This window comes from Micromonospora sp. DT81.3, from assembly GCF_049847225.1.
Classification (GTDB): domain Bacteria; phylum Actinomycetota; class Actinomycetes; order Actinomycetales; family Microbacteriaceae; genus Microbacterium.
The window spans coordinates 238554-257884 of the sequence record NZ_JBNCNY010000003.1 but is presented as its reverse complement, the minus strand read 5'-3'; the positions used below and the strand labels follow the sequence as shown (position 1 = coordinate 257884).

The following is a 19331-nucleotide window of genomic DNA, read 5'->3' as shown; positions in this document are numbered from 1 at the left end:
GGTCAGGAGCTGGGAGTGAACGCCGGCTGGTCGGAGTCTGTGGCTTCTGCCTGATCGGCGCTCGGTGCTTCTGCCTGGTCGCTCAGAGCGTGGGGCTCGTCGCCGGCGGCCTTGCGGCGCGTCTTTCCGGTGGCCCCTGCAACGGCGCCGCCCGCCGCCTTGCCGACGGTGCCGACCGCGCTCGTGATCGCTCCGCCGACGCGGCGGGCGGTGCGGGTGGCGGCACCTCCGATGCGTACGGAGCCCGCACGCGGCTCGAGCTCGCCCGGCAGCTCCATGGGAGGCGTGCCGAATGCCCGATGCGATGTGATCAGCACGCGACGGCCGAGGATGTGGTTGCCGGCTCCGCCGATGGCTGCGCCGATGCCGAAGGGCAGGGCCTTGCCGATCCACGAGGCGCCTCCCCTGACGCCGAACTGGTGGATGAAAGACTTCTTGAGCCGATCGAGCAGCGGACCCACGGCGGCGCGGGGGAGGGACTTCGTCACCACCTCGCCCCAGTACTTGTCGCGGCCCTCGGACTTGCCGCGCGCCTGTCCGGCCAGCTGGCGGACGAGGTCGGTGCCCTCCTTGCCCAGCATGAGCGTGAGCACGAGGGCACGGGCGCGGTCGGGGTCCTCGATCGCGACCCCGTGCACCTCGGCGACCGATTGAGCGAAGAGGGCGGTCGACTCGAGGAAGCCGATCGTCTCCACGCCGGAGAGGGCGAGGGTGACACCGGTGACGATGCCGGGGACCACGGCCGTCGCGCCGACGGCGGCGCCGCCTGTCGTCACCGCGGCGAGGTAGCGGCGCTCGAGCATCCGCACGATATCGGACGGCGAGGCATCCGGATGACGACGGCTTATGCTGCGGATGTGCGCGAGCACGACGGGACGCTGGATGGCGAGCACCCGGTCGATCCCGCGGATCATGGGCGGATGCTCGACGGAGCCCACGGGAGGAAGCCCGCCCACCCACGCGGAATCGTCGGGGAGCGAGTGGATCTTGTGCACCTTCTCTGCCATCACGCCGATCCTAGGCGTCGACGCCGAGGCCCCGCTGGGGCTTGACAGAGAACAGCTGTGCGCTGTGCCATCCGGTGATGGCGCAGCCTCAGACGAAGAGGTTGGCGCGCTCCAGGTCCTCGGCGAAGTCGACCTCGACGGCATAGAGGTCCGAGATGTCGAGCGGCTGGATGCGCAGGCCGTCCTCGGCGATGGCGAGCTCCAGTCCGCGCTCGAAGTAGTCCTGGTCATCCACTCGCGACAGCTGGCGGATGAACGCCTTCTTGTCTGCGCGAGAGATGTAGTTGATGCCGACGGCCTCGCCGATCCCGCCCTTGACGGTCTTCGACAGCTGGTCGATGTGCCCGTCGGCCGTGACGGTGTACTTGACCTCTTCGTCGCTGACCTTGGCGGTGTTGACCGACACGAAGGACTGGTCGCGCTCGATGAGCGAGATGGCACGGCCGAGCACGCGCGGGTCGAAGACGACGTCGCCGTTCATCCACAGAACGCCGCTGCGGCCCGTCGCCTGCAGGGCGCGCAGCAGGCTCTTGGACGTGTTCGTCTGGTCGTAGCGGTCGTTGTAGACGTAGTCGGCTCGGGGGAAGGCCTCGACGATGGTCTCGGCGCGATAGCCGACGACGGTGGTGATCCTGGCGTCGTCTCCGAACGCGGCGCGGATGTTGTCGTGCTGCTGACGCATGATGCTGCGTCCGTCACTCAGCTCGGTCAGCGGCTTCGGCAGAGCACGGCCCAAGCGCGAGCCCATGCCCGCAGCGAGGATGACTGTCTGAAGTGTCAAGATGAGCTCCCGGAGTGCGCGTGTATTTCATTATCGATTCATCGATGCGACACTCCCTTGTGCCTGCCCCATGGTAGCGAAGAGGCCTGGGAAGTGGCACAATACGCGACCGCCGTTGTCGTTTCGTGACACTTCGCATCGGCTACGAGTTCGGGAACGCACCGGTTTCACAGAGGGTTGGTTGATACGTTGGGTCGGTGACTGCACCCATGCCGGCACGATCAGAGCCATTCGAGGACGACCCGGACGCCCGGGTCGTCTCCGGCGGCGAGGGCGGGCTCGCGGATGCCCTCTCGACACCCGTCCCGCGCAAGACGGCGAATACCCGCCCCGCCAAGAAGCCGCGTCCGCTCCGCGTCGCCGGGGAATCGGCGGAACCGCGGCCTACGCCTGCCGCCGCGGATCAGTCCTCCGGACCGCCGCCGGTCCCGGCGGAGATCATCGTGACGCCTGGGCGACCGGCGATCGTGGTGCCGCCGAGGCCGCCCCTTCCCGTGCCGGTGGCCCCGGCACTGAAGATTCCGGCCGAAGTGCCGGCCCTTGTCGTGGCCGGACCCGAAAGCCCCGTCGAACCCGAAGTCGTGGCGGAGCCCGAACTCGTGGCGGAGCCCGAACTCGTGGCGGAGCCGGAACTCGTGGCGGAGCCCGAACTCGTGGCGGAGCCGGAACTCGTGGCGAAGCCGGAAGTCGTGGCGGAGCCGGAAGTCATGGCCGAACCCGAAGTCGTGACCGAACCCGAAGTCGTGACCGAACCCGAATCAGTCGCCGAGTTCGGAGTTCGCGTCGAACCGGAGCTCGAGGTCGACGCCGTTCCCGCGACGATCACGCAGTCGGGGCACGAGGACCTCTCCGTCGTCGAGCCCCTCGAACACGTCGAGCCCGTCGACCACGAGGCGGCCGAGGCACTGGCCGTCGCACTCACGGCACAGGGCGATGCGCCGCAGCCCAGCGGGGAGGCCCCGGCTCTGTCTGTGCGCGGCCTCACCAAGCGCTTCGGCGACACGGTCGCCGTGGACGGGATCGACCTCACGGTGCCGGCGGGCACGTTCTACGGGGTGGTCGGTCCCAACGGCGCCGGCAAGACCACCACGCTGTCGATGGTCGCCGGTCTGCTGCGCCCCGACCGCGGCCACATCGAGGTGTGCGGCCTCGATGCCGCGAAGGACCCCGTGGCCGCCAAGCGGCTGATGGGCGTGCTGCCCGATCGATTCCGCACGTTCGACCGGCTGACCGGGCGCCAGCTGCTGTACTACTACGGCATCCTGCGCGGGCTTCGCCCCGCCGTCGTCGAGTCGCGCACGGCGGACCTTGCCCGCGCCTTCGACCTCACCGATGCCCTCGGCCGGGTCGTCTCCGACTACTCGGCCGGCATGACGAAGAAGGTCATGCTCGCGGGTGCGATGATCCACTCGCCGCGCCTGCTCGTGCTCGATGAGCCGTTCGAGTCGGTCGATCCGGTGTCTTCGGCGATCATCCTCGACATCCTCGGCACCTACGTCGCGCATGGCGGCACCGTCATCCTCTCCAGCCACGGCATGGAGCTCGTCGAGCGCGTCTGCTCGCGCGTCGCGGTGATCGTTGCAGGACAGGCACTCGCGGAGGGGACCCTCGCCGATGTGCGGGGAGAGCTCACGCTCGAGCAGCGCTTCATCGAGCTCGCCGGCGGACTCAGCGACGTGGAGGGCCTCGAGTGGCTGCACACGTTCTCGGACTGAGGGCGGTGATGCTGCTGGGCGCCCTGCGGGGCGACCGCACGCACGTCGCTCGGGTGGTCCTGGGGCTGCTCCTCCTTGCCGGAGCCACGGCCGCCGGATGCTGGGCGCTCCTCACGCTGACGGATGCGCCGACCGATGTGGCGCAGACGGTGATCCTGTTCGGCGGCTCCGCGCTGACGCTCGGGTTCGCGCTGGCCCCGCTGATCGCGGGCGCGAGCGATCCTCTCGATCCTCGGCGCTTCGCTGTCTTCGGGCTGCGCGAACGCTCTCTCGCCGGCATCCTGCTGCTCGCCGGCTTCGTCAGCGTGCCGATCGTCGCAGTGGTCGCGCTCGCGGTGTGCACGGTGATCGTCTGGGAGGCGCACGGCGTGCCGGTCGTGTTCGGGGCGCTGTCGGCGCTCCTCGGGGTGCTCTCCTGCGTGCTGCTGGCCCGGGTGTGCATGGCGATCACGGCCCTTGCGCTGCGCGAGCGCCGCTCTCGTGAACTGTCGGGACTGTTCGCACTCGCCATCATCGTCGTGCTGGTGCCCACCGTCGTGTTCCTCGCCTCCCTGGAATGGAACGGACAGGTGCCGACACAGCTGGAGTCAGCGGCCTCCTTGCTGGCCGTCACGCCGTTCGGCGCGGCGTGGGCGATTCCCGGCGTGATGGCACAGGGAGGCGTCGTCTGGACGCCCGTGCTCATCGCGCTCGCCACGGTGCTGGTGCTGGCGGCCGTCTGGTACTGGCTGGTCGCGCGCCTGCTCACCACGACGGAGGGGCCGGTCTCCGTCCGGGAGCGCGGCGGGCTCGGCTGGTTCGCCGTGGCGCCGGGCACGCCGACGGGTGCGGTGGCGGCGCGGAGCCTCCTGTACTGGCTGCGCGACGCGCGCTACCTCGTGAACGTGCTGGTCGTCCCGGTGGCGGCCGGCCTGGTCATGGTGCCGCTGCTGATCGCGGGAGTGCCGTTGCCCATCGTGGCGCTGGTGCCCGTGCCGATCATGGCGCTGTTCTTCGGCTGGATGCCGCACAACGACGTTGCCTACGACAACACCGCCATCTGGATGCACATCGCGAGCGGCATCCACGGGGCCGCGGACCGCGTCGGCCGGCTCATCCCGATCCTGCTGATCGGCATCCCGCTCCTGGCTCTCTCGATTCCGTTCGCCATCACGATCTACGACCGATGGGCGCTGCTGCCCGCGATGATCGGCGTGTGCGCGGCCCTGTTCCTCTCGGGACTCGGACTCTCGAGCATCGCCTCGGTGGTCGCGCCGTACGCCGTCTCCCGGCCGGGAGACAGCCCCTTCCAGCAGCCCCAGCGATCGAGCGCCGGGGGAGCGATCTCCCAAGCGGTGGTTCTGCTCGGCGCGATCGTGGTGAGCGTCCCCACCCTCTGGTGGGCGTGGCTCGCGCTGACGCGCGACATCTCGTACGCCATGCCGGTTCTGTGGGCCGGGATCGGCACGGGTCTGGCGGTGCTCGTCTGCGGCATCGCGATCGGGTCGCTGCTGTTCCGCCGGCGCGGTGCGCGCCTCATGGAGTTCGCCGAGGCCGCATAGCCCGTGCGAGGCTAGACTGGCTGACCATGAGCACCCCCCTCGAGAGCCCAGACCAGGGCGGACTTGCGACCCTCGACCGCGAGCTCGAAGAGCTCATCCGCGAGGAGAACATCGAGCCGGGCGACCACGAGCGCTTCTCGCATTACGTCAAGAAGGACAAGATCCTCGAGTCCGCGATCACCGGCAAGCCGGTGCGGGCGCTGTGCGGCAAGAAGTGGACGCCCGGACGGGATCCCGAGAAGTTCCCGGTCTGCCCGACCTGCAAAGAGATCTACGAGTCGCTGAACAAGTGACGCAGCGCCGCGTCCGCTCCCGACAGGTCTGATTCGGGACGCGTCCGATTCCGGACGTGTCCGATTCGGGACGTCCGGTTCGTGCTGGGTCAGGATGCGTCGACGAACACCGTCGGAAGCGCCGGGTCGGAGCGGCTGAGGGCGAGGCCGCGCACCGGCAGCTCTTCCCGCGCGCGTCCGTGATGCTCGCGGGCGCTCAGCACGCCGGCCGGACCCTCGAAGGACGCGTCGATGTCGCCGGCGACCGCGAGCGGCACCTGCAGCAGCCGGGCATCCGGATGCTCGTCCTGCGTGTCGACGGCCTCGAACCCGTCCGACACGGCGATGAGTTCGCTGGTGGCCGTGCCGTTGTCCAGCGTGCGGAACGCCGCCTTGCGCCCGCCCTTCGAGCCCTTGTCGGTCGACGCCTTCGCGACGGCGACCCACGATTCATCCGCCGCCTGCCGGGCGACCAGCTTGTAGACCATGCCCGCCGTCGGCGTGCCCGAGCCCGTGACGACCGAGGTGCCGACGCCGTATGAGTCGACGGGGGATGCCGCGAGCGCGGCGATCGCGAACTCGTCGAGGTCGCTGGTGACGGTGACCTTGGTCGCGGTGGCACCGAGCTCGTCGAGCTGCGCGCGCACCTCGGCGGCCACGATGGGCAGATCGCCGGAGTCGATCCGCACGCCGCCGAGCCCCGTGCCGGCGACGCGGACCGCGGTGGCGACGCCCTCGCGGATGTCATAGGTGTCCACGAGCAGCGTGGTCTCGGCGCCGTGCGACTCGACCTGGGAGCGGAAGGCATCCTCCTCGGTGTCGTGCAGCAGCGTCCAGGCGTGGGCGGCGGTCCCCATGGTCGGGATCCCCCAGCGGCGGCCCGCCTCGAGGTTGCTCGTTGCGCCGAAACCCACGATGAAGGCGGCGCGGGCCGCCGCCACCGCCGACTGCTCGCCGGCACGGCGCGAGCCCATCTCGGCGAGGGGCCGGTCGCCCGCGGCGATGCTCATACGTGCGGCGGCCGTGGCCACGGCGGAGTCATGGTTGAGGACGCTGAGGGCCAGGGTCTCGAGCACGACCGCCTCGGCGAACGTGCCCTCGATCGTCAGGATCGGCGAGCCGGGAAAGTACAGCTCGCCCTCGCGATAGCCGGTGATCGAGCCGGTGAAGCGGTAGTTCTCCAGCCACGTCAGCGTCTCGGCATCCACCACCCTCTCGTCTCGAAGGAAGCGCAGCTCGTCGTCGCCGAAGCGGAAGTCGCGGATGAGGCTCAGCAGTCGCCCGCTGCCGGCGACCACGCCGAAGCGGCGACCGGCCGAGAGCCGCCGGGAGAAGAGCTCGAAGACGCAGCGCCGGTGCGCGGTGCCGTCGCGGAGGGCGGCATCCAGCATCGTGAACTCGTAGCGGTCGGTGTGCAGGGCCGTCGACGCCGTCATGGCCACAGCCTACTGAGGCCCGCCGCCCCCGAGACGAAGGGCCCCGAACGACCGGAGATGAACGGCGGCGTAGGCTGGGGAACCATGAACGACGCGCCGATCGGCATCTTCGACTCCGGGGTCGGCGGTCTCACCGTGGCGAGGGCGGTCACCGATCAGCTCCCGCGGGAGTCGATCATCTACGTCGGTGACACCGCGCACTCGCCGTACGGCCCCAAGCCGATTGCCGATGTGCGGCGCTATTCGCTCGAAGTTCTCGATGCGCTCGTCGACCAGGGCGTGAAGATGCTCGTCATCGCATGCAACACCGCGTCGTCCGCGATGCTGCGGGATGCGCGCGAGCGCTATGACGTTCCGGTGGTCGAGGTGATCGGGCCGGCGGTTCGCACCGCCATGTCGACCAGCCGCAACGGCCGCATCGGCGTCATCGGCACGGAGGGCACGATCGGGTCCGGCGCCTACCAGGACATGCTCGAGGTGAACGAGCGGCTGCGCGTGTTCGCGCGCGCGTGCCCTCGCTTCGTCGAGTTCGTGGAGGCGGGCCAGACCAACACCCCCGAGGTGCTCGCCGTCGCCGAGGGGTATCTCGCGCCGCTCCGCCACGCGGGGATCGACACGCTCGTCCTGGGGTGCACGCACTACCCGTTCCTGAAGGGTGCCATCAGCTACGTCATGGGACCGGATGTCTCCCTCGTCTCGAGCGATACGGAGACCGCGAACGACGTGTACCGGCAGCTCGTAAGCCGGGACCTCCTCGCCGGCGCGAACGCCGCATCCACGCACATCTACGAAGCCACCGGCGACTCCGCCGACGACTTCGTCGCCCTCGCCAACCGTCTGATGGGCCGCGAGGTGCACGACGTGCAGCTCGTGCGCACGGGCGCCATCGACCTGCCGCTCGCGGCATCCTGAACAGGAGCACACAGCAGAATGACCGACATCGTCCGCGCCGATGGGCGCGCCACCGAGAATCTGCGCCCCATCACGATCGAGCGCGGGTGGAGTGCGCACGCGGAGGGCTCGGCACTGATCAGCTTCGGCGGCACGAAGGTGCTCTGCACCGCATCCTTCACCAACGGCGTGCCGCGGTGGCTGGTCGGCAAGGGCAAGGGGTGGGTCACCGCCGAATACGCGATGCTGCCCCGCGCGACGAACAGCCGCAACGACCGCGAGAGCGTCAAGGGCAAGATCGGCGGCCGCACGCACGAGATCTCGCGCCTGATCGGCCGCGCGCTGCGGGCCGTGGTCGACACCAAGGCGCTAGGCGAGAACACCATCGTGATCGACTGCGACGTTCTGCAGGCCGACGGCGGGACCCGCACGGCCGCCATCACGGGCGCCTATGTGGCCCTCGCCGATGCGATCGAGTGGGGTCGCGCCAAGAAGTTCATCGGCCAGAAGGCGACCCCCCTGCTCGACTCGGTCGCGGCCGTCTCGGTCGGCATCATCGACGGCGAGCCGATGCTCGACCTCGCATATGTCGAGGACGTGCGGGCCGAGACCGACATGAACATCGTCGTCACCGGCCGCGGACTCTTCGTCGAGGTGCAGGGCACGGCCGAGGGCGCCCCCTTCGACAAGCGCGAGCTCGACGCGCTGCTCGAACTCGGCATCGCCGGATGCGCCGACCTCCGCGACCTGCAGGCTGCGGCCCTCGCGGCGGACTGATGGGCCGGATCGTCCTCGCGACGCACAACGCGCACAAGGTCGTGGAATTCCAGGCGATCGTCGCCCGGGCGCGACCCGACCTCGAAGTGATCGGCTACGACGGTCCGGAGCCGGTCGAAGACGGTGTGACGTTCGCCGGGAACGCCCTGATCAAGGCGCGGGCGGCCGCCGCATACACGGGGCTGCCCGCGCTGGCGGACGACTCCGGCATCGCGGTCGACGTGCTCGGCGGGTCGCCTGGGGTATTCTCGGCCTACTGGGCCGGGCACGCGAAGGATGCCGCGGCCAACGTCGCGCTGCTGCTCGACCAGCTCGCGGACGTCGCCGACCCGCACCGCGACGCGTCGTTCGTCTCGACGATCGCGCTCGTGGTGCCGGAGATCGAGGGGCACGCCGGCGCCGAGCACGTGGTCGAGGGGCGCTGGCCCGGCCGCCTGGCGACGCGGCCTTCAGGGAGCGGGGGCTTCGGCTACGACCCGATCTTCATCCCCGACGACCAGCCCGCCGCAGCCGAGCGCACCGTGGGGGAGTGGTCGGCGGCGGAGAAGAACGCGGCATCCCACCGCGCCCGCGCCTTCGAGGCCCTCATCCCGCTGCTCGAGTCCCTCTGACCCGACCGAGGTGAGAGTGAGAACCGGACTCATTCCCGACTAGGCGGTTCGGGCTTCGCTGGGCGCCCCGCGGTCGTAGCCTGGGCGCATGCACGATCACGCCCCCGGCGGCGAAGGGATCCGCGGCGCGAGCAACCGGCGCCTGCTGGCGATCTCGCTCGCGATCACGAGCCTCGTCATGGTCGTGCAGGTGGTGGGCGCGATCCTCAGCGGCTCGCTCGCCCTCTTGGCGGATGCCGCGCACATGCTGACGGACGTCGCCGCGCTCATCATCGCCCTGATCGCCAGCGCGGTCGCCGCCCGGCCCGCCAACGAGCGGAGCACCTTCGGCTACCGCCGGGCGGAGGTGTTCGGCGCCCTGGCCAACGGCGTCATCCTGATCGTCCTGTCGATCGGCGTCGCGTGGGAGGCCGTGCGGCGCCTGATCGAGCCGGGGGAGACCGAGGTGGCCGGCGGGCTCATGCTCGTCGTGGCGACCGTCGGCCTCGTGGCGAACGGCGTCGCCATGTGGCTGCTCGGCAGGGCGCAGCGCACGAGCATCAACGTGCGCGGCGCCTACCTGGAGGTGCTCGGCGACCTGATCGGCTCGGCGGCGGTGATCGTCGCGGCGATCCTCATTCTGACGACCGGGTGGATGCCGGCCGATGCCCTCGCCTCCCTGTTCATCGCGGCGATGATCGTGCCCCGCGCGATCGGACTGCTGCGCGAAGTGGCCTCGGTGCTCTCGGAGGCCGCGCCCAAGGGCATGCAGGTCGCCGACATCCGCGACCATCTCCTGGGCGCAGCCGGGGTGCGGGACGTGCACGACGTGCACGTGTGGCAGCTCACCCGCGGCGCGCCGGTGTTCTCGGCACACGTCGTGGTCGACGAGGCCGTTCTGATCGGCGACCGGGCCGGCCGCCTTCTCGTCGAGCTGCAGGGATGCCTCGCCGACCACTTCGACGTCGAGCACTCGACCATCCAGCTGGAGCCGGCCGGACATTCCGACCGTGACGAGGCGCTGCACGCGTAGCGTCCGCGCCCGAGGGCTGTGTCCTACCGCCCGCTTCTGTCCGGAGCGCCGTTTCAGGACTCCCGGACCACCTCGTCGGCGCTCTTGTCGGGTCGAAGCCCCCGCCAGCGCGCCTGCCGCAGGATGCCGCCCGGCGTCCACTCCGCGAACTCCACCTCGCCGACCACCTCCGGCCGGACCCACAGGGCGTCCCGGGTATCCGCCGCGGGCACGCCGACGAAGGGGTTCTTCTTGGACCCGAGAGGTCCGAGCGCGGTTTCGAGCTGCTTCAGCACGGCGTCGCTGAAACCGGAGCCGACCCTCCCCGCATACTGCAGTCCGTCCTCGCCCGGCACACCGATCAGCAGGGAGCCGATCGTGCCGGCACGGTTGCCCTTGCCCGGCCGGATGCCGCCGATCACCACTTCCTGAGTCTGGGTCAGCTTGACCTTCACCCAGTCTTCGGAGCGCGTCGCCCGCCGGTACGACGACCTGGGGTTCTTCACCACGATGCCCTCCAGCCCGAATTCGCGGCTGGCGGCGAGCGTCGCCTCGACGTCGTCGAACACCGGCGGGGTCGCGATGCTCGGGCCCGCCTCCGCGGCGATCCGTTCGAGCAGCTCGCGGCGCTCGGCGAGCGGCAGCGCGGTGACGTCCTCTCCGTCGAGCTCGAGGATGTCGAACAGGTAGTACCGCACCGGCGTGCGCGCCGACTCGCGCTCGATTTCGCGCGCCTTGGTCAGGTTCATGCGCAGCTGCAGCATCGAGAAGCTCGGGCGCCCCCGCTCGTCGAGCGCGACCAATTCTCCGTCGACGACCGCGGATGTCGCGGCGAAGCGCACTGCGCCGGGCGGCGTCAGCTCCGGATACCGCGCGGTGATGTCGCTGCCGCGTCGGGCGAAGAGACGCAGGCGCCCGTCCGCCCAGTCGCCGAGCGAGCGGATGCCGTCCCATTTGAACTCGACCCACGCACCCGCGTCGTGCGAACTCCACCGTCGCCCGGCACCGGCGGCCAGAGTCGGCGATGCGTGCGTTGCGAGCATCGGAGCGAGCCGGTCCGACGTCCCGGCGCCGGGCGCAGGGCGGCGTTCGGGCGTGGCGGCGAAAGTGGCGCGCGGCCGGCGCGTATCGGCTTCAGTGTGAGGCGGCGCGGCGGTGGCAGCATCGTGGCGTTCGTGTGGGGCAACCCCGTCCTGGAGCTCGTGGCCGCTTTCGCGGGCCACCCGCGTGGACGCGGCGTCGGGTCGGGCCGGTGCGACTGCGTCGGCACCGCCCGCAGCCCGCGCACCACCGCCCGCTCCCGGTACCTCATCCGCCTGCTCGGAGGGCACGACAGGCTCCCCGTCCGCCTGTGGCCGACCCTCGGCATCCGTCTTCATCCGGTGCATCAGCCAGGTGGACTTCTCGCCCTTCCCGTCCGTGCGGATGAGCGCCAGGCGCACGCGCCCGAGCGGCCCTCCGGGTCTGCCTTCCACGGTGAGGATCACCTCGTCGTCCCGCCACTTCTCGAGCTCGTAGCGGCCGTCGTCCCAGATCGTGACCGTCCCGCCGCCGTACTCGCCCTTCGGGATCGTGCCCTCGAAGGTCCCGTACTCGAGGGGATGGTCCTCGGTCATCACCGCGAGGTTGTTACGCGCGGTGCTGGAGGGCACGCCCTTCGGAACGGCCCAGCTCACGAACACGCCGTCGTGCTCGAGGCGGAAGTCCCAGTGCAGGCGGGACGCGTGGTGCTCCTGGATGACGAACCTTGGCCGCTCGCCGGGATCGGCCGTCGCACCCATCGCGTTGCTCGGCACCGGCTCCGGAGTGCGGCCCGCGGTGCGCTTTGCGATGTAGGTGCGCAGCGGACCGTCATCCGATTCGCGGCCACCGGCGTGGAAGCCGAGCGCCGCCATCGGATCGCCGAGGGTCTCTGCCCTCTCGAGCACCTGCAGGAAGTCGAGGTGCTGCAGTTGGGGATCATCCAGCTCGTCCCATGTCCGCGGAGCGGCGACCATGGGATGCGGCCGCCCGCGCAGCGAATACGGCGCGATGGTCGTCTTGTTCTTGTTGTTCTGGCTCCAGTCGATGAACACGCGCCCCGGGCGCTCGACCTTGGCCATGTTGCTCACGACGAGATCGGCGTGGTCGGCCTCGATGGCCCGCGCCAGCCCTTTGGCGAACATGGTGATCTGGTCGCTCGTCTGCTCGCCGGGGAGGGCCGCGTACAGGTGGATGCCCTTGCTCCCGCTGGTCAGCGGGTACGGGTCGAGGCCCATCCCGGTGAGAATCTCCCGTGCCCAGCGCGCGACTTCGGCACACTCGAGCAGTCCCACACCCGGCCCAGGGTCGAGGTCCAGCACGATGCGGTCCGGGTTGCCGCGTCCGCCTTCGGGGGTGAACCGCCACTGCGGCACGTGCAGTTCGAGGCTTGCGACCTGCGCCAGATAGACGAGCGTCGGCACGTGCTCGACGAGGGGATAGTCCTTTGCGCCGCTGGAGTGCTCGATCGGCCGGCGGGGGATCCACGAAGGCGCTCCCGGTTCCAGATGCTTCGCGAAGAATGCCGGCTCGGGATGCTCCGCCGTGCCCACCCCTTCGACCCAGCGCTTTCGCGTCACCGGTCGGCCGCTGGCGTGCGGGATCAGCAGGGGAGCGATGCGGGTGTAGTAGTCGAGCACCTCGCCTTTGGTCGTGCCCGTCTCCGGGTAGAGCACCTTGTCCAGGTTCGTGAGGCGCAGCCGCCGGCCGGCGATGCTGACGAGCTGCTCGCCGGCACCGTACGCGGCCACCGGGCCGGATCCGGATCGGGCGTCGGGAGGCGACATGCCCCCATCCTGCCCCGTTCCCCGGACCGGTGGGGGATCGCGGCGTCGACCCGCGGGGAGAACGAGTTCGCCGTGCAGATCGAGGTCCGCGCGTAGGGCCTGCGGTCAGCGACGGGCCTGGACCCAGAGCCGGATCGCGCGGTATCCGATGCCGACCAGCACGACAAGGGCGCCGACGATCACCCCGAGGGTGGGAAGCGTCACCACCAGTGCGACGCAGCCGGCGGCGCCCAGTGCCTGCAGCGCCCGTGGGTAGAGCCGCGCGCGTGCCGCCTGACGCCATGCCGCAACGTTCGCGATGAAGTAGTAGATCAGCACGCCGAAGGAGGAGAACGCGATCGCTCCGCGCAGATCGACCAGCAGCACCGCGGCGATCACGAGAAGCGCCACGGCGACCTCCGCCCGGTGCGGCACCCTCCAGCGCGGGTGCACGGCCGCGAAGTAGCGGGGCAGATCGTCCTCCCGGGCCATCGCCAGGCTCGTGCGGCCGATGCCGGCGATGAGCGCGAGCAGCGCTCCGAGCGACGCGGCCGCGGCCCCGACCCGCACCAGCGGCTCGGCCCAGGGCCACCCCGGGGAGGCCGCCGTGTCGGCGAGCGGCGCGAGCGAGACCGCGGTACCGGCTGGTCCGAGCGTCGCGAGCACCGTCAGCGCGATGACCCCGTAGACCCCCACGGCGATGCCGAGCGACAGCACGATCGCCCTCGGGATGGTGCGCCGGGGATCGCGCACCTCCTCGCCGAGGGTCGCGATGCGGGCGTAGCCCGCGAAGGCGAAGAACAGGAGGCCGGCCGACTGCAGGATGCCGTACGCGCCCGCGTCGACGGCATCCGTGCGAAGCACCTGCACGCCCCTCCAAACGTCCGGTATGCCCTCCGCGTCGATCCCTGCGGCCACGACCACGGCGAGCGTCATCAGCACGAAGACCACGATGATCCGCGTCAGCAGCGCGGTCCGGGTGATGCCGAAGTAGTTCACGGCCGCGAGTGCGGCCACGGCCACGACCGCCACCGGCCGCTCCCACCCGGGCGGCGCGGCGTATGCCGCGAAGGTCAGGGCCATCGCGGCGCAGCTCGCCAGCTTTCCGATCACGAAGCACCAGCCGGCGACGAATCCCCACCACGGGCCGAGCTCGGCCCGGCCGTAGGCATACGTTCCGCCCGACGTGGGGTGCGCCGCCGCGAGCTGCGCGGACGCCGTTGCGTTGCAGAACGCCACGATCGCCGCCAGAGCCAACCCGATCAGCAGCGCGGTGCCCGCCGCGGCGGCCGCAGGGGCGAACGCCGCGAACACGCCCGCGCCGATCATCGATCCCAGCCCGAGAAAGACCGCATCCGCCAGCCCGAGGCGTCGGAGGAGGGCGGGCTGGGAGTGCACGCGCAGACTCTACAGACATCGGACGACCGGATATGGTGACTAGCCCTGTGGCGTGCGGCGGGTGTCTACTTGAGGGATGAGATCGATCTGGAAGGGCGCCCTGACCTTCGGACTCGTCAACGTGCCCGTCAAGGTATATTCGGCGACCGAAGATCACGATGTCTCGCTGCATCAGGTGCACAACAAGGACGGCGGCCGCATCCGGTATCAGCGCGTCTGCGAGATCGACGGCGAAGTGGTGCCGTATTCCGATATCGACAAGGCCTACGACGACGGCCAGCGCACGGTCGTGCTGACCAAAGAGGACCTCGATTCGCTGCCCTCGGAGCGCAGCCGGGAGATCGATGTCGTCGAGTTCGTGCCCAGCGAGCAGGTCGATCCGATCATGTTCGACAAGGCCTACTACCTCGAACCCGACTCCGCGTCACCGAAGGCATACGTCCTGCTGCGCAAGACGCTCGAGCAGACCGACCGCACCGCGATCGTGCGGTTCTCGCTTCGCCAGAAGACCCGGCTCGCCGCTCTGCGGGTGCGCGGTGACGTGCTCATGCTGCAGACGCTGCTCTGGGCGGACGAGGTGCGCGAGGCCGCGTTCCCGTCCCTCGAGGAATCGGTGCGCATCTCGTCGAAGGAGCTGGAGCTCTCGTCATCCCTCGTCGACAGCTTCTCGAGCGAGTTCACCCCCGATGAATTCGTCGACGAGTACCAGGCAGAGCTGCGCACCCTGATCGAGGCGAAGATCGAGCAGGGCGACGCGCTCGACACCGAGGCGACCTTCGGCGACCGTGAGGAGGAGGACACCGGTGGTGAGGTCATCGACCTGATGGAGGCCCTGCGCGCGAGCGTCGAGCGTTCGCGCGCGGCGCGCGGTTCTTCATCCGAGAAGAAGGATGACGACGCCGACAAGCCGGCCGCCAAGAGTGCGCCGAAGGCCGCGGCGAAGAAGCCGGCCGCGAAGAAGCCGGCGGCCGCCAAGAAGGACGACGCGGCGAAGCCCGCCGCCAAGAAGAAGACGGCGAAGGCGTCCTAGAGCGGCGGGCGTGTGTCGCCGGCGCGACCGTCGCCCGCGGCGTCGCCGTGGTGCCCCACCTCGGGGCCACGATCGAAGACCTCGGGGTCGAGCACGAGCTCCTGCGCCTCGACGGCATCCGTCACCACGTCCTCGCCCGCCGCGGCCGCCTTCTTGGCCTTGCGACGCTCGCTGAAGTAGTGCCACAGCGTGATCACCGCGGTGCCGCCGACGGCCACCAGCAGGATGATGTCGATGTACTCGGTGACGATGTCGGCGATCCAGGGCACGAAGCCGATGACGTAGCCGAGCATCACGAGGCCGAACCCCCACAGCAGCGCGCCGATGAGGTTGTAGAGCGTGTACCGCCGCCAGGGCATGTGACCCACCCCGGCCGCGACGGGAGCGAAGGTGCGCACGATCGGGACGAATCGGGCGAGGATGATCGTCAGCCCGCCGAAGCGCTCGAAGAACGCGTTCGTGCGCTCGACGTTCTTGACGCTGAAGACGCCGGATTCCTTGCGTTCGAAGACCGCGGGTCCGCCCTTGTGGCCGATGTAGTAGCCGACCTCACCGCCGATGAAGGCGGACAGTGCGATGAGCAGCGCGACGACCCAGATGTTGACGCCGAAGATGTTGCTCGTGTTGGTCAGCAGGCCGGAGATGACGAGCAGGGTGTCGCCGGGAAGCAGGAAGCCGACCAGCAGCCCCGTCTCGGCGAAGACGATGAAGCAGACCACGAGCAGAGCCCAGGGGCCGGCCGCAGCGATGATTGTCTCCGGGTCGAGCCAGGGGATGAGGGCGATATTGTGCACGTTGTCGTTCCCGTCGGTCTTGTGCGGCGGTCGGCAGTTCAGCGGATGGCGCGCCATCGAGCCGTGCGGAAGGTGGGACTTGAACCCACACGCCCGAAGGCACAGGAACCTAAATCCTGCGTGTCTGCCAATTCCACCACTCCCGCGGGTGCCCCCAGTCTACCGATGGGGCTGTGCGTCACCTGCGGGGGGCAGCCCCCGAACCTGAACCGGGGCTTGCACCCCTGACCCGCCGCGCTCGGGCGGATCCGCCGGGCGCCTGTGGATAACTTTCGGCCGCTGGCCCGCGGATTTGTGAGGATCGTCGACGTGAGTCCCGCCGCCGCATCCGTCGCCGAACGCGTGCGCGACCGACTGCGGGCAGAACAGGCGGATCCGGGACGGCGCCCCGAACTGGCGGCGCAGATCGCTCGCGCCGAGGTGCAGCGTCACAACGACTACGCCCTCGCCCGTGGGCTGGCGCCGGTGGATGACGAGGCTCGTTGCGTGCGCGAGGTGCTCGCGGCGGTCTCGGGGTACGGTCCACTGCAGGCGTACCTCGACGATCCGAGCGTCGAGGAACTCTGGATCAACGCCCCTGACCGCATCTTCGTCGCACGCGGCGGGGTGCCCGAGCGCACGCCCCTCTCGTTGACGGATGGCGCGATCCGCGATCTGGTCGAGCGGATGCTGCACGCCTCCGGTCGCCGGGTCGACCTGAGTCAGCCCTTCGTCGACGCCTCCATGCCCGACGGGAGCCGCCTGCACGTCGTCATCCCCGACATCACCCGGGCGCATTGGTCCGTCAACATCCGCAAGTTCCTGCCCGGCTACCGCTCGCTCGAGAAGCTGGTGGATGCCGGGTCCCTCGCCCCGGAAGCGGCGACGATCCTCCATCAGGCGGTGGTCGCGGGGCGCAGCATCCTCGTATCGGGGGCGACGCACGCCGGCAAGACCACCCTGCTCGGCGCTCTGATCGCCGCCTGCCCGCCGCACCAGCGGATCGTCACGGTCGAGGAGACGTTCGAGCTCGCGGTCGACGCCCCCGACATCGTGTCGCTGCAGGGCCGGCAGCCTAGCCTCGAGGGAACGGGCGAGGTCACGCTCCGTCGGTTGGTCAAGGAGGCCCTGCGCATGCGCCCCGACCGGCTCGTCGTCGGCGAGGTGCGCGATGCCGAGGCCCTCGACCTGCTGCTCGCGCTCAACACCGGCGTCCCCGGCGCGGCGACGATCCACGCGAACTCCGGCCGCGAGGCACTCGCCAAGCTCGCGGCCCTGCCGCTGCTGGCCGGGCGCAACATCGACAAGGGCTTCGTGCTGCCGGCGGTCGCGACATCGGTCCATCTCGTCGCGCACTGCGCGATGGACGGGCGCGGACGACGCAGAGTCATCGAGCTGGTCGCACCGACGGGACGAATCGTCGACGATGCCATCCAGGCGCGCACGCTCTACGAGGTGCAGAGGTGACGATCGTGTGGGGTGCGGTGCTGGCCGCGGGTCTGCTGCTGGCGCTCTCGCCGTGGCTGTGGCCGGCACGGCCGGATGCCGAGCCTACGACGCTCGATGGTCCGCTGACCGCGCTTCTCGAGGCCGCCGGCCTCGCGCACGTTCCCTCTCGCATAGTCCTGGTCGGGGCGGCTTTCGCCGGTGCGCTGGCGACCTCGATCGCCTGGCTCGTCACCGGCGTACCGGCACTCGCCGGAGTGGCGGCGGTCGCCGGGTGCGCGGCCCCCATCGCGTGGCTGCGGGCGCGGGTGCTGAAGCTCCGCAAGGTCCGCCGCGGCCTCTGGCCCGACATCTGCGATCTGCTGATCGCCTCCGTCCGGGCCGGGATGTCGCTGCCGGACGCAGTCGCGAGCCTGTCGTCATCCGCGCCCGCATCCTTGCGGCCGGCGTTCGTGTCGTTCGAGGCCGATCTCGCGGCTTCCGGTCACTTCGACTCGAGCGCCGAGCGCCTGAAGACCCAGCTCGCCGACCCGACGGCTGACCGCATCCTCGAGACCCTGCGGATGGCCCGGCAGGTCGGCGGCACCGAGCTCACTCCGGTGCTGAGGGCGCTCGCCGCGTCCGTTCGAGCCGATGCGGCGCTTCGTGCCGAGGTGGAGGCGCGGCAGTCATGGATCCGCGGAGCCGCCGTGCTCGGGGTCATCGCACCGTGGGTCATCCTCGCGATGCTGGCGCTGCGGCCTGAGGGAGCGAAGGCCTATGGCAGCCCCGAGGGCGTCGTGCTCATCCTGGCGGGTGCGGCGGTCTCGTTCGTCGCCTTCCGCATCATGATCCGGATCGGGCGGCTGCCCGAGCCTCGGCGGTGGTTCGGATGACTCCGGCGGGCTGGGGGACGGATGCCGCGCTGGCGCTCGTGCTGGGCGCGGCGTTCGGCGTCGGTGTCTGGAGTCTGCTGGCGCTCGCGCCACGCTGGGGTGCTCCCTCGCTGGCGCGCCGGATCGCTCCGTACGTGCGCGACGTAACCGATCCCCGCGGCGCGACGCCGTGGGGATCGAGCAGCGATCCGGCCGGCATCCTCGTCGGCGGAGCCTCCGCGGTGTGGGGGAGTGCCCGCGACCGATTCGGATCGGCGCTCGGCGGGTCCGAGACCATCGCCCGACGACTCACCCAGGCAGGATGGACGATCGACGTCCCGGCCTTCCGCGGACGTCAGCTCGCATGGGCGCTGGTCGGCATCGCGCTGGGCGGACTCCTGCTCGTCGGCCTGGCGCTCGCCGGCACGCTCACGGCGACCGGCGTTCTCGTTCCGCCGGTCTTCGCCGTCGGGGGCTTCGTGCTCTGCGATGCGCGCCTCACCCACGCATCCCGTGCCCGTGTCGCCCGCATCGAGGACGAGCTGCCGACCGTGCTCGAGTTCCTGGCGCTCTGCCTCGCGGCCGGCGAGAGCCTGCTCGACAGCCTGCGCCGCATCGGCTCCGTCGGGGCGGGAGAGCTGACCCTCGAGATGCGGACCGCGGTGCTCGCAGTCAGCACGGGGTCATCGCTGTCCGACTCGATGGGTGCCCTCGCACACCGGCTGCAGGTACCCGCGCTGACGCGGGCGATCGATCACCTCGTCGCCGCGATCGACCGCGGCGCGCCGCTGGCGCTCGTGCTGCAGGCCCAGGCCACCGATGCACGCGAGGAGGCCAAGCGCGGCCTCATCGAGCGCGCCGGGCGGAAAGAGATCTACATGCTCATCCCGCTCGTCTTCCTCATCCTTCCTCTGAGCGTGCTGTTCGCGGTGTTCCCCGGCGTCTTCATGCTTCGGCTGGGTGTCGGATGACGGTTCCACATCAACATGCAGGTGACCGCTCGCGGTCGGGAAAGGACAACA

At 70.3% G+C, this 19331-nt stretch carries 17 protein-coding genes and 1 tRNA gene; 11 read left to right on the top strand and 7 right to left on the bottom strand.

The features are described from left to right. Nucleotides 1-2: 2 nt before the first annotated feature. On the bottom strand, nt 3-1007 hold the full coding sequence (locus tag ACPW96_RS08995; RefSeq protein WP_425882791.1) for a hypothetical protein: 1005 nt from the start codon (nt 1005-1007) through the stop codon (nt 3-5). Between the two features lie 88 nt (nt 1008-1095). Then, a complete protein-coding gene (locus tag ACPW96_RS08990) occupies nt 1096-1788 on the bottom strand; it encodes an NTP transferase domain-containing protein (RefSeq protein WP_425882790.1) in 693 nt (230 codons plus the stop codon). A 905-nt stretch (nt 1789-2693) separates the two neighbouring features. On the opposite strand from ACPW96_RS08990, the gene ACPW96_RS08985 reads away from it, so the two are divergent. From ACPW96_RS08985 to ACPW96_RS08975, 3 genes are read left to right on the top strand one after another with little or no spacing between them, the layout of a single operon-like run. Further along, nucleotides 2694-3503, top strand: coding sequence for an ABC transporter ATP-binding protein (locus ACPW96_RS08985; protein WP_425882952.1), 810 nt, complete (start codon nt 2694-2696; stop codon nt 3501-3503). Next, nucleotides 3479-5044 (top strand): hypothetical protein, encoded by a 1566-nt coding sequence (locus ACPW96_RS08980; RefSeq protein WP_425882789.1) that lies wholly within the window; start codon nt 3479-3481, stop codon nt 5042-5044. Before ACPW96_RS08985 ends, ACPW96_RS08980 begins: the two co-directional genes overlap by 25 nt. 26 nt (nt 5045-5070) lie before the next feature. Next, a complete protein-coding gene (locus tag ACPW96_RS08975) occupies nt 5071-5337 on the top strand; it encodes a DUF3039 domain-containing protein (protein WP_325483155.1) in 267 nt (88 codons plus the stop codon). Between the two features lie 89 nt (nt 5338-5426). On the opposite strand, the gene ACPW96_RS08970 is transcribed toward ACPW96_RS08975, so the two are convergent. Next, entirely contained in the window at nt 5427-6752 is a 1326-nt protein-coding gene (locus tag ACPW96_RS08970; protein ID WP_425882788.1) for a nicotinate phosphoribosyltransferase, read from the bottom strand. An 84-nt stretch (nt 6753-6836) separates the two neighbouring features. Between ACPW96_RS08970 and murI the strand changes: the two genes are divergently transcribed. The 4 genes from murI (at nt 6837) to ACPW96_RS08950 (ending at nt 10043) form a co-directional block, all read left to right on the top strand. After that, nucleotides 6837-7664 carry a glutamate racemase gene (gene murI, locus ACPW96_RS08965; RefSeq protein ID WP_425882787.1) on the top strand — a complete coding sequence of 276 codons (828 nt, stop codon included), beginning with the start codon at nt 6837-6839 and terminating at the stop codon, nt 7662-7664. A gap of 27 nt (nt 7665-7691) precedes the next feature. Continuing rightward, nucleotides 7692-8420 (top strand): ribonuclease PH, encoded by a 729-nt coding sequence (gene rph / locus ACPW96_RS08960; RefSeq protein WP_425882950.1) that lies wholly within the window; start codon nt 7692-7694, stop codon nt 8418-8420. Beyond that, nucleotides 8420-9031 (top strand): RdgB/HAM1 family non-canonical purine NTP pyrophosphatase, encoded by a 612-nt coding sequence (gene rdgB, locus ACPW96_RS08955; RefSeq protein WP_425882786.1) that lies wholly within the window; start codon nt 8420-8422, stop codon nt 9029-9031. Before rph ends, rdgB begins: the two co-directional genes overlap by 1 nt. Nucleotides 9032-9119: 88 nt before the next feature. After that, complete coding sequence (locus ACPW96_RS08950; protein ID WP_425882785.1) at nt 9120-10043, top strand: cation diffusion facilitator family transporter; 924 nt, start codon at nt 9120-9122, stop codon at nt 10041-10043. Nucleotides 10044-10096: 53 nt separating this feature from the next. On the opposite strand, the gene ACPW96_RS08945 is transcribed toward ACPW96_RS08950, so the two are convergent. After that, nucleotides 10097-12829 carry an ATP-dependent DNA ligase gene (locus ACPW96_RS08945; protein ID WP_425882784.1) on the bottom strand — a complete coding sequence of 911 codons (2733 nt, stop codon included), beginning with the start codon at nt 12827-12829 and terminating at the stop codon, nt 10097-10099. Between the two features lie 105 nt (nt 12830-12934). Next, nucleotides 12935-14206, bottom strand: coding sequence for an APC family permease (locus tag ACPW96_RS08940; protein ID WP_425882783.1), 1272 nt, complete (start codon nt 14204-14206; stop codon nt 12935-12937). 76 nt (nt 14207-14282) lie between these two features. On the opposite strand from ACPW96_RS08940, the gene ACPW96_RS08935 reads away from it, so the two are divergent. Continuing rightward, a complete protein-coding gene (locus ACPW96_RS08935) occupies nt 14283-15236 on the top strand; it encodes a Ku protein (RefSeq protein ID WP_425820248.1) in 954 nt (317 codons plus the stop codon). Here ACPW96_RS08935 and ACPW96_RS08930 read toward each other — a convergent pair. Beyond that, nucleotides 15233-16087, bottom strand: a complete 855-nt coding sequence (locus ACPW96_RS08930) for a DedA family protein (protein WP_425882782.1) — start codon at nt 16085-16087, stop codon at nt 15233-15235. The genes ACPW96_RS08935 and ACPW96_RS08930 overlap by 4 nt on opposite strands. A 7-nt stretch (nt 16088-16094) precedes the next feature. Beyond that, nucleotides 16095-16176: transfer RNA gene (locus ACPW96_RS08925), tRNA-Leu, on the bottom strand. A gap of 163 nt (nt 16177-16339) precedes the next feature. On the opposite strand from ACPW96_RS08925, the gene ACPW96_RS08920 reads away from it, so the two are divergent. Genes ACPW96_RS08920 through ACPW96_RS08910 form a run of 3 tightly spaced genes read left to right on the top strand, consistent with a single transcriptional unit; the run spans nt 16340 to nt 19280 of the window. Beyond that, entirely contained in the window at nt 16340-17476 is a 1137-nt protein-coding gene (locus tag ACPW96_RS08920; RefSeq protein WP_425882781.1) for a CpaF family protein, read from the top strand. Continuing rightward, nucleotides 17473-18330: a type II secretion system F family protein gene (locus tag ACPW96_RS08915; RefSeq protein WP_425820250.1), complete on the top strand. Its 858-nt coding sequence runs from the start codon at nt 17473-17475 to the stop codon at nt 18328-18330. The genes ACPW96_RS08920 and ACPW96_RS08915 overlap by 4 nt, the downstream gene beginning before the upstream one ends. Further along, entirely contained in the window at nt 18327-19280 is a 954-nt protein-coding gene (locus ACPW96_RS08910) for a type II secretion system F family protein (protein ID WP_425882780.1), read from the top strand. Before ACPW96_RS08915 ends, ACPW96_RS08910 begins: the two co-directional genes overlap by 4 nt. Nucleotides 19281-19331 lie beyond the last annotated feature (51 nt).

Excerpts from the sequence above, each read along its gene's own strand:
- ACPW96_RS08910 (WP_425882780.1), top strand. The coding sequence starts at position 18,327 with ATGACTCCGGCGGGCTGGGGGACGGATGCCGCGCTGGCGCTCGTGCTG.
- ACPW96_RS08930 (WP_425882782.1), bottom strand. The coding sequence starts at position 16,087 with ATGGCGCGCCATCCGCTGAACTGCCGACCGCCGCACAAGACCGACGGG.
- ACPW96_RS08970 (WP_425882788.1), bottom strand. The coding sequence starts at position 6,752 with ATGACGGCGTCGACGGCCCTGCACACCGACCGCTACGAGTTCACGATG.
- ACPW96_RS08935 (WP_425820248.1), top strand. The coding sequence starts at position 14,283 with ATGAGATCGATCTGGAAGGGCGCCCTGACCTTCGGACTCGTCAACGTG.
- ACPW96_RS08945 (WP_425882784.1), bottom strand. The coding sequence starts at position 12,829 with ATGTCGCCTCCCGACGCCCGATCCGGATCCGGCCCGGTGGCCGCGTAC.
- ACPW96_RS08995 (WP_425882791.1), bottom strand. The coding sequence starts at position 1,007 with ATGGCAGAGAAGGTGCACAAGATCCACTCGCTCCCCGACGATTCCGCG.
- murI (WP_425882787.1), top strand. The coding sequence starts at position 6,837 with ATGAACGACGCGCCGATCGGCATCTTCGACTCCGGGGTCGGCGGTCTC.
- ACPW96_RS08950 (WP_425882785.1), top strand. The coding sequence starts at position 9,120 with ATGCACGATCACGCCCCCGGCGGCGAAGGGATCCGCGGCGCGAGCAAC.
- rdgB (WP_425882786.1), top strand. The coding sequence starts at position 8,420 with ATGGGCCGGATCGTCCTCGCGACGCACAACGCGCACAAGGTCGTGGAA.
- ACPW96_RS08975 (WP_325483155.1), top strand. The coding sequence starts at position 5,071 with ATGAGCACCCCCCTCGAGAGCCCAGACCAGGGCGGACTTGCGACCCTC.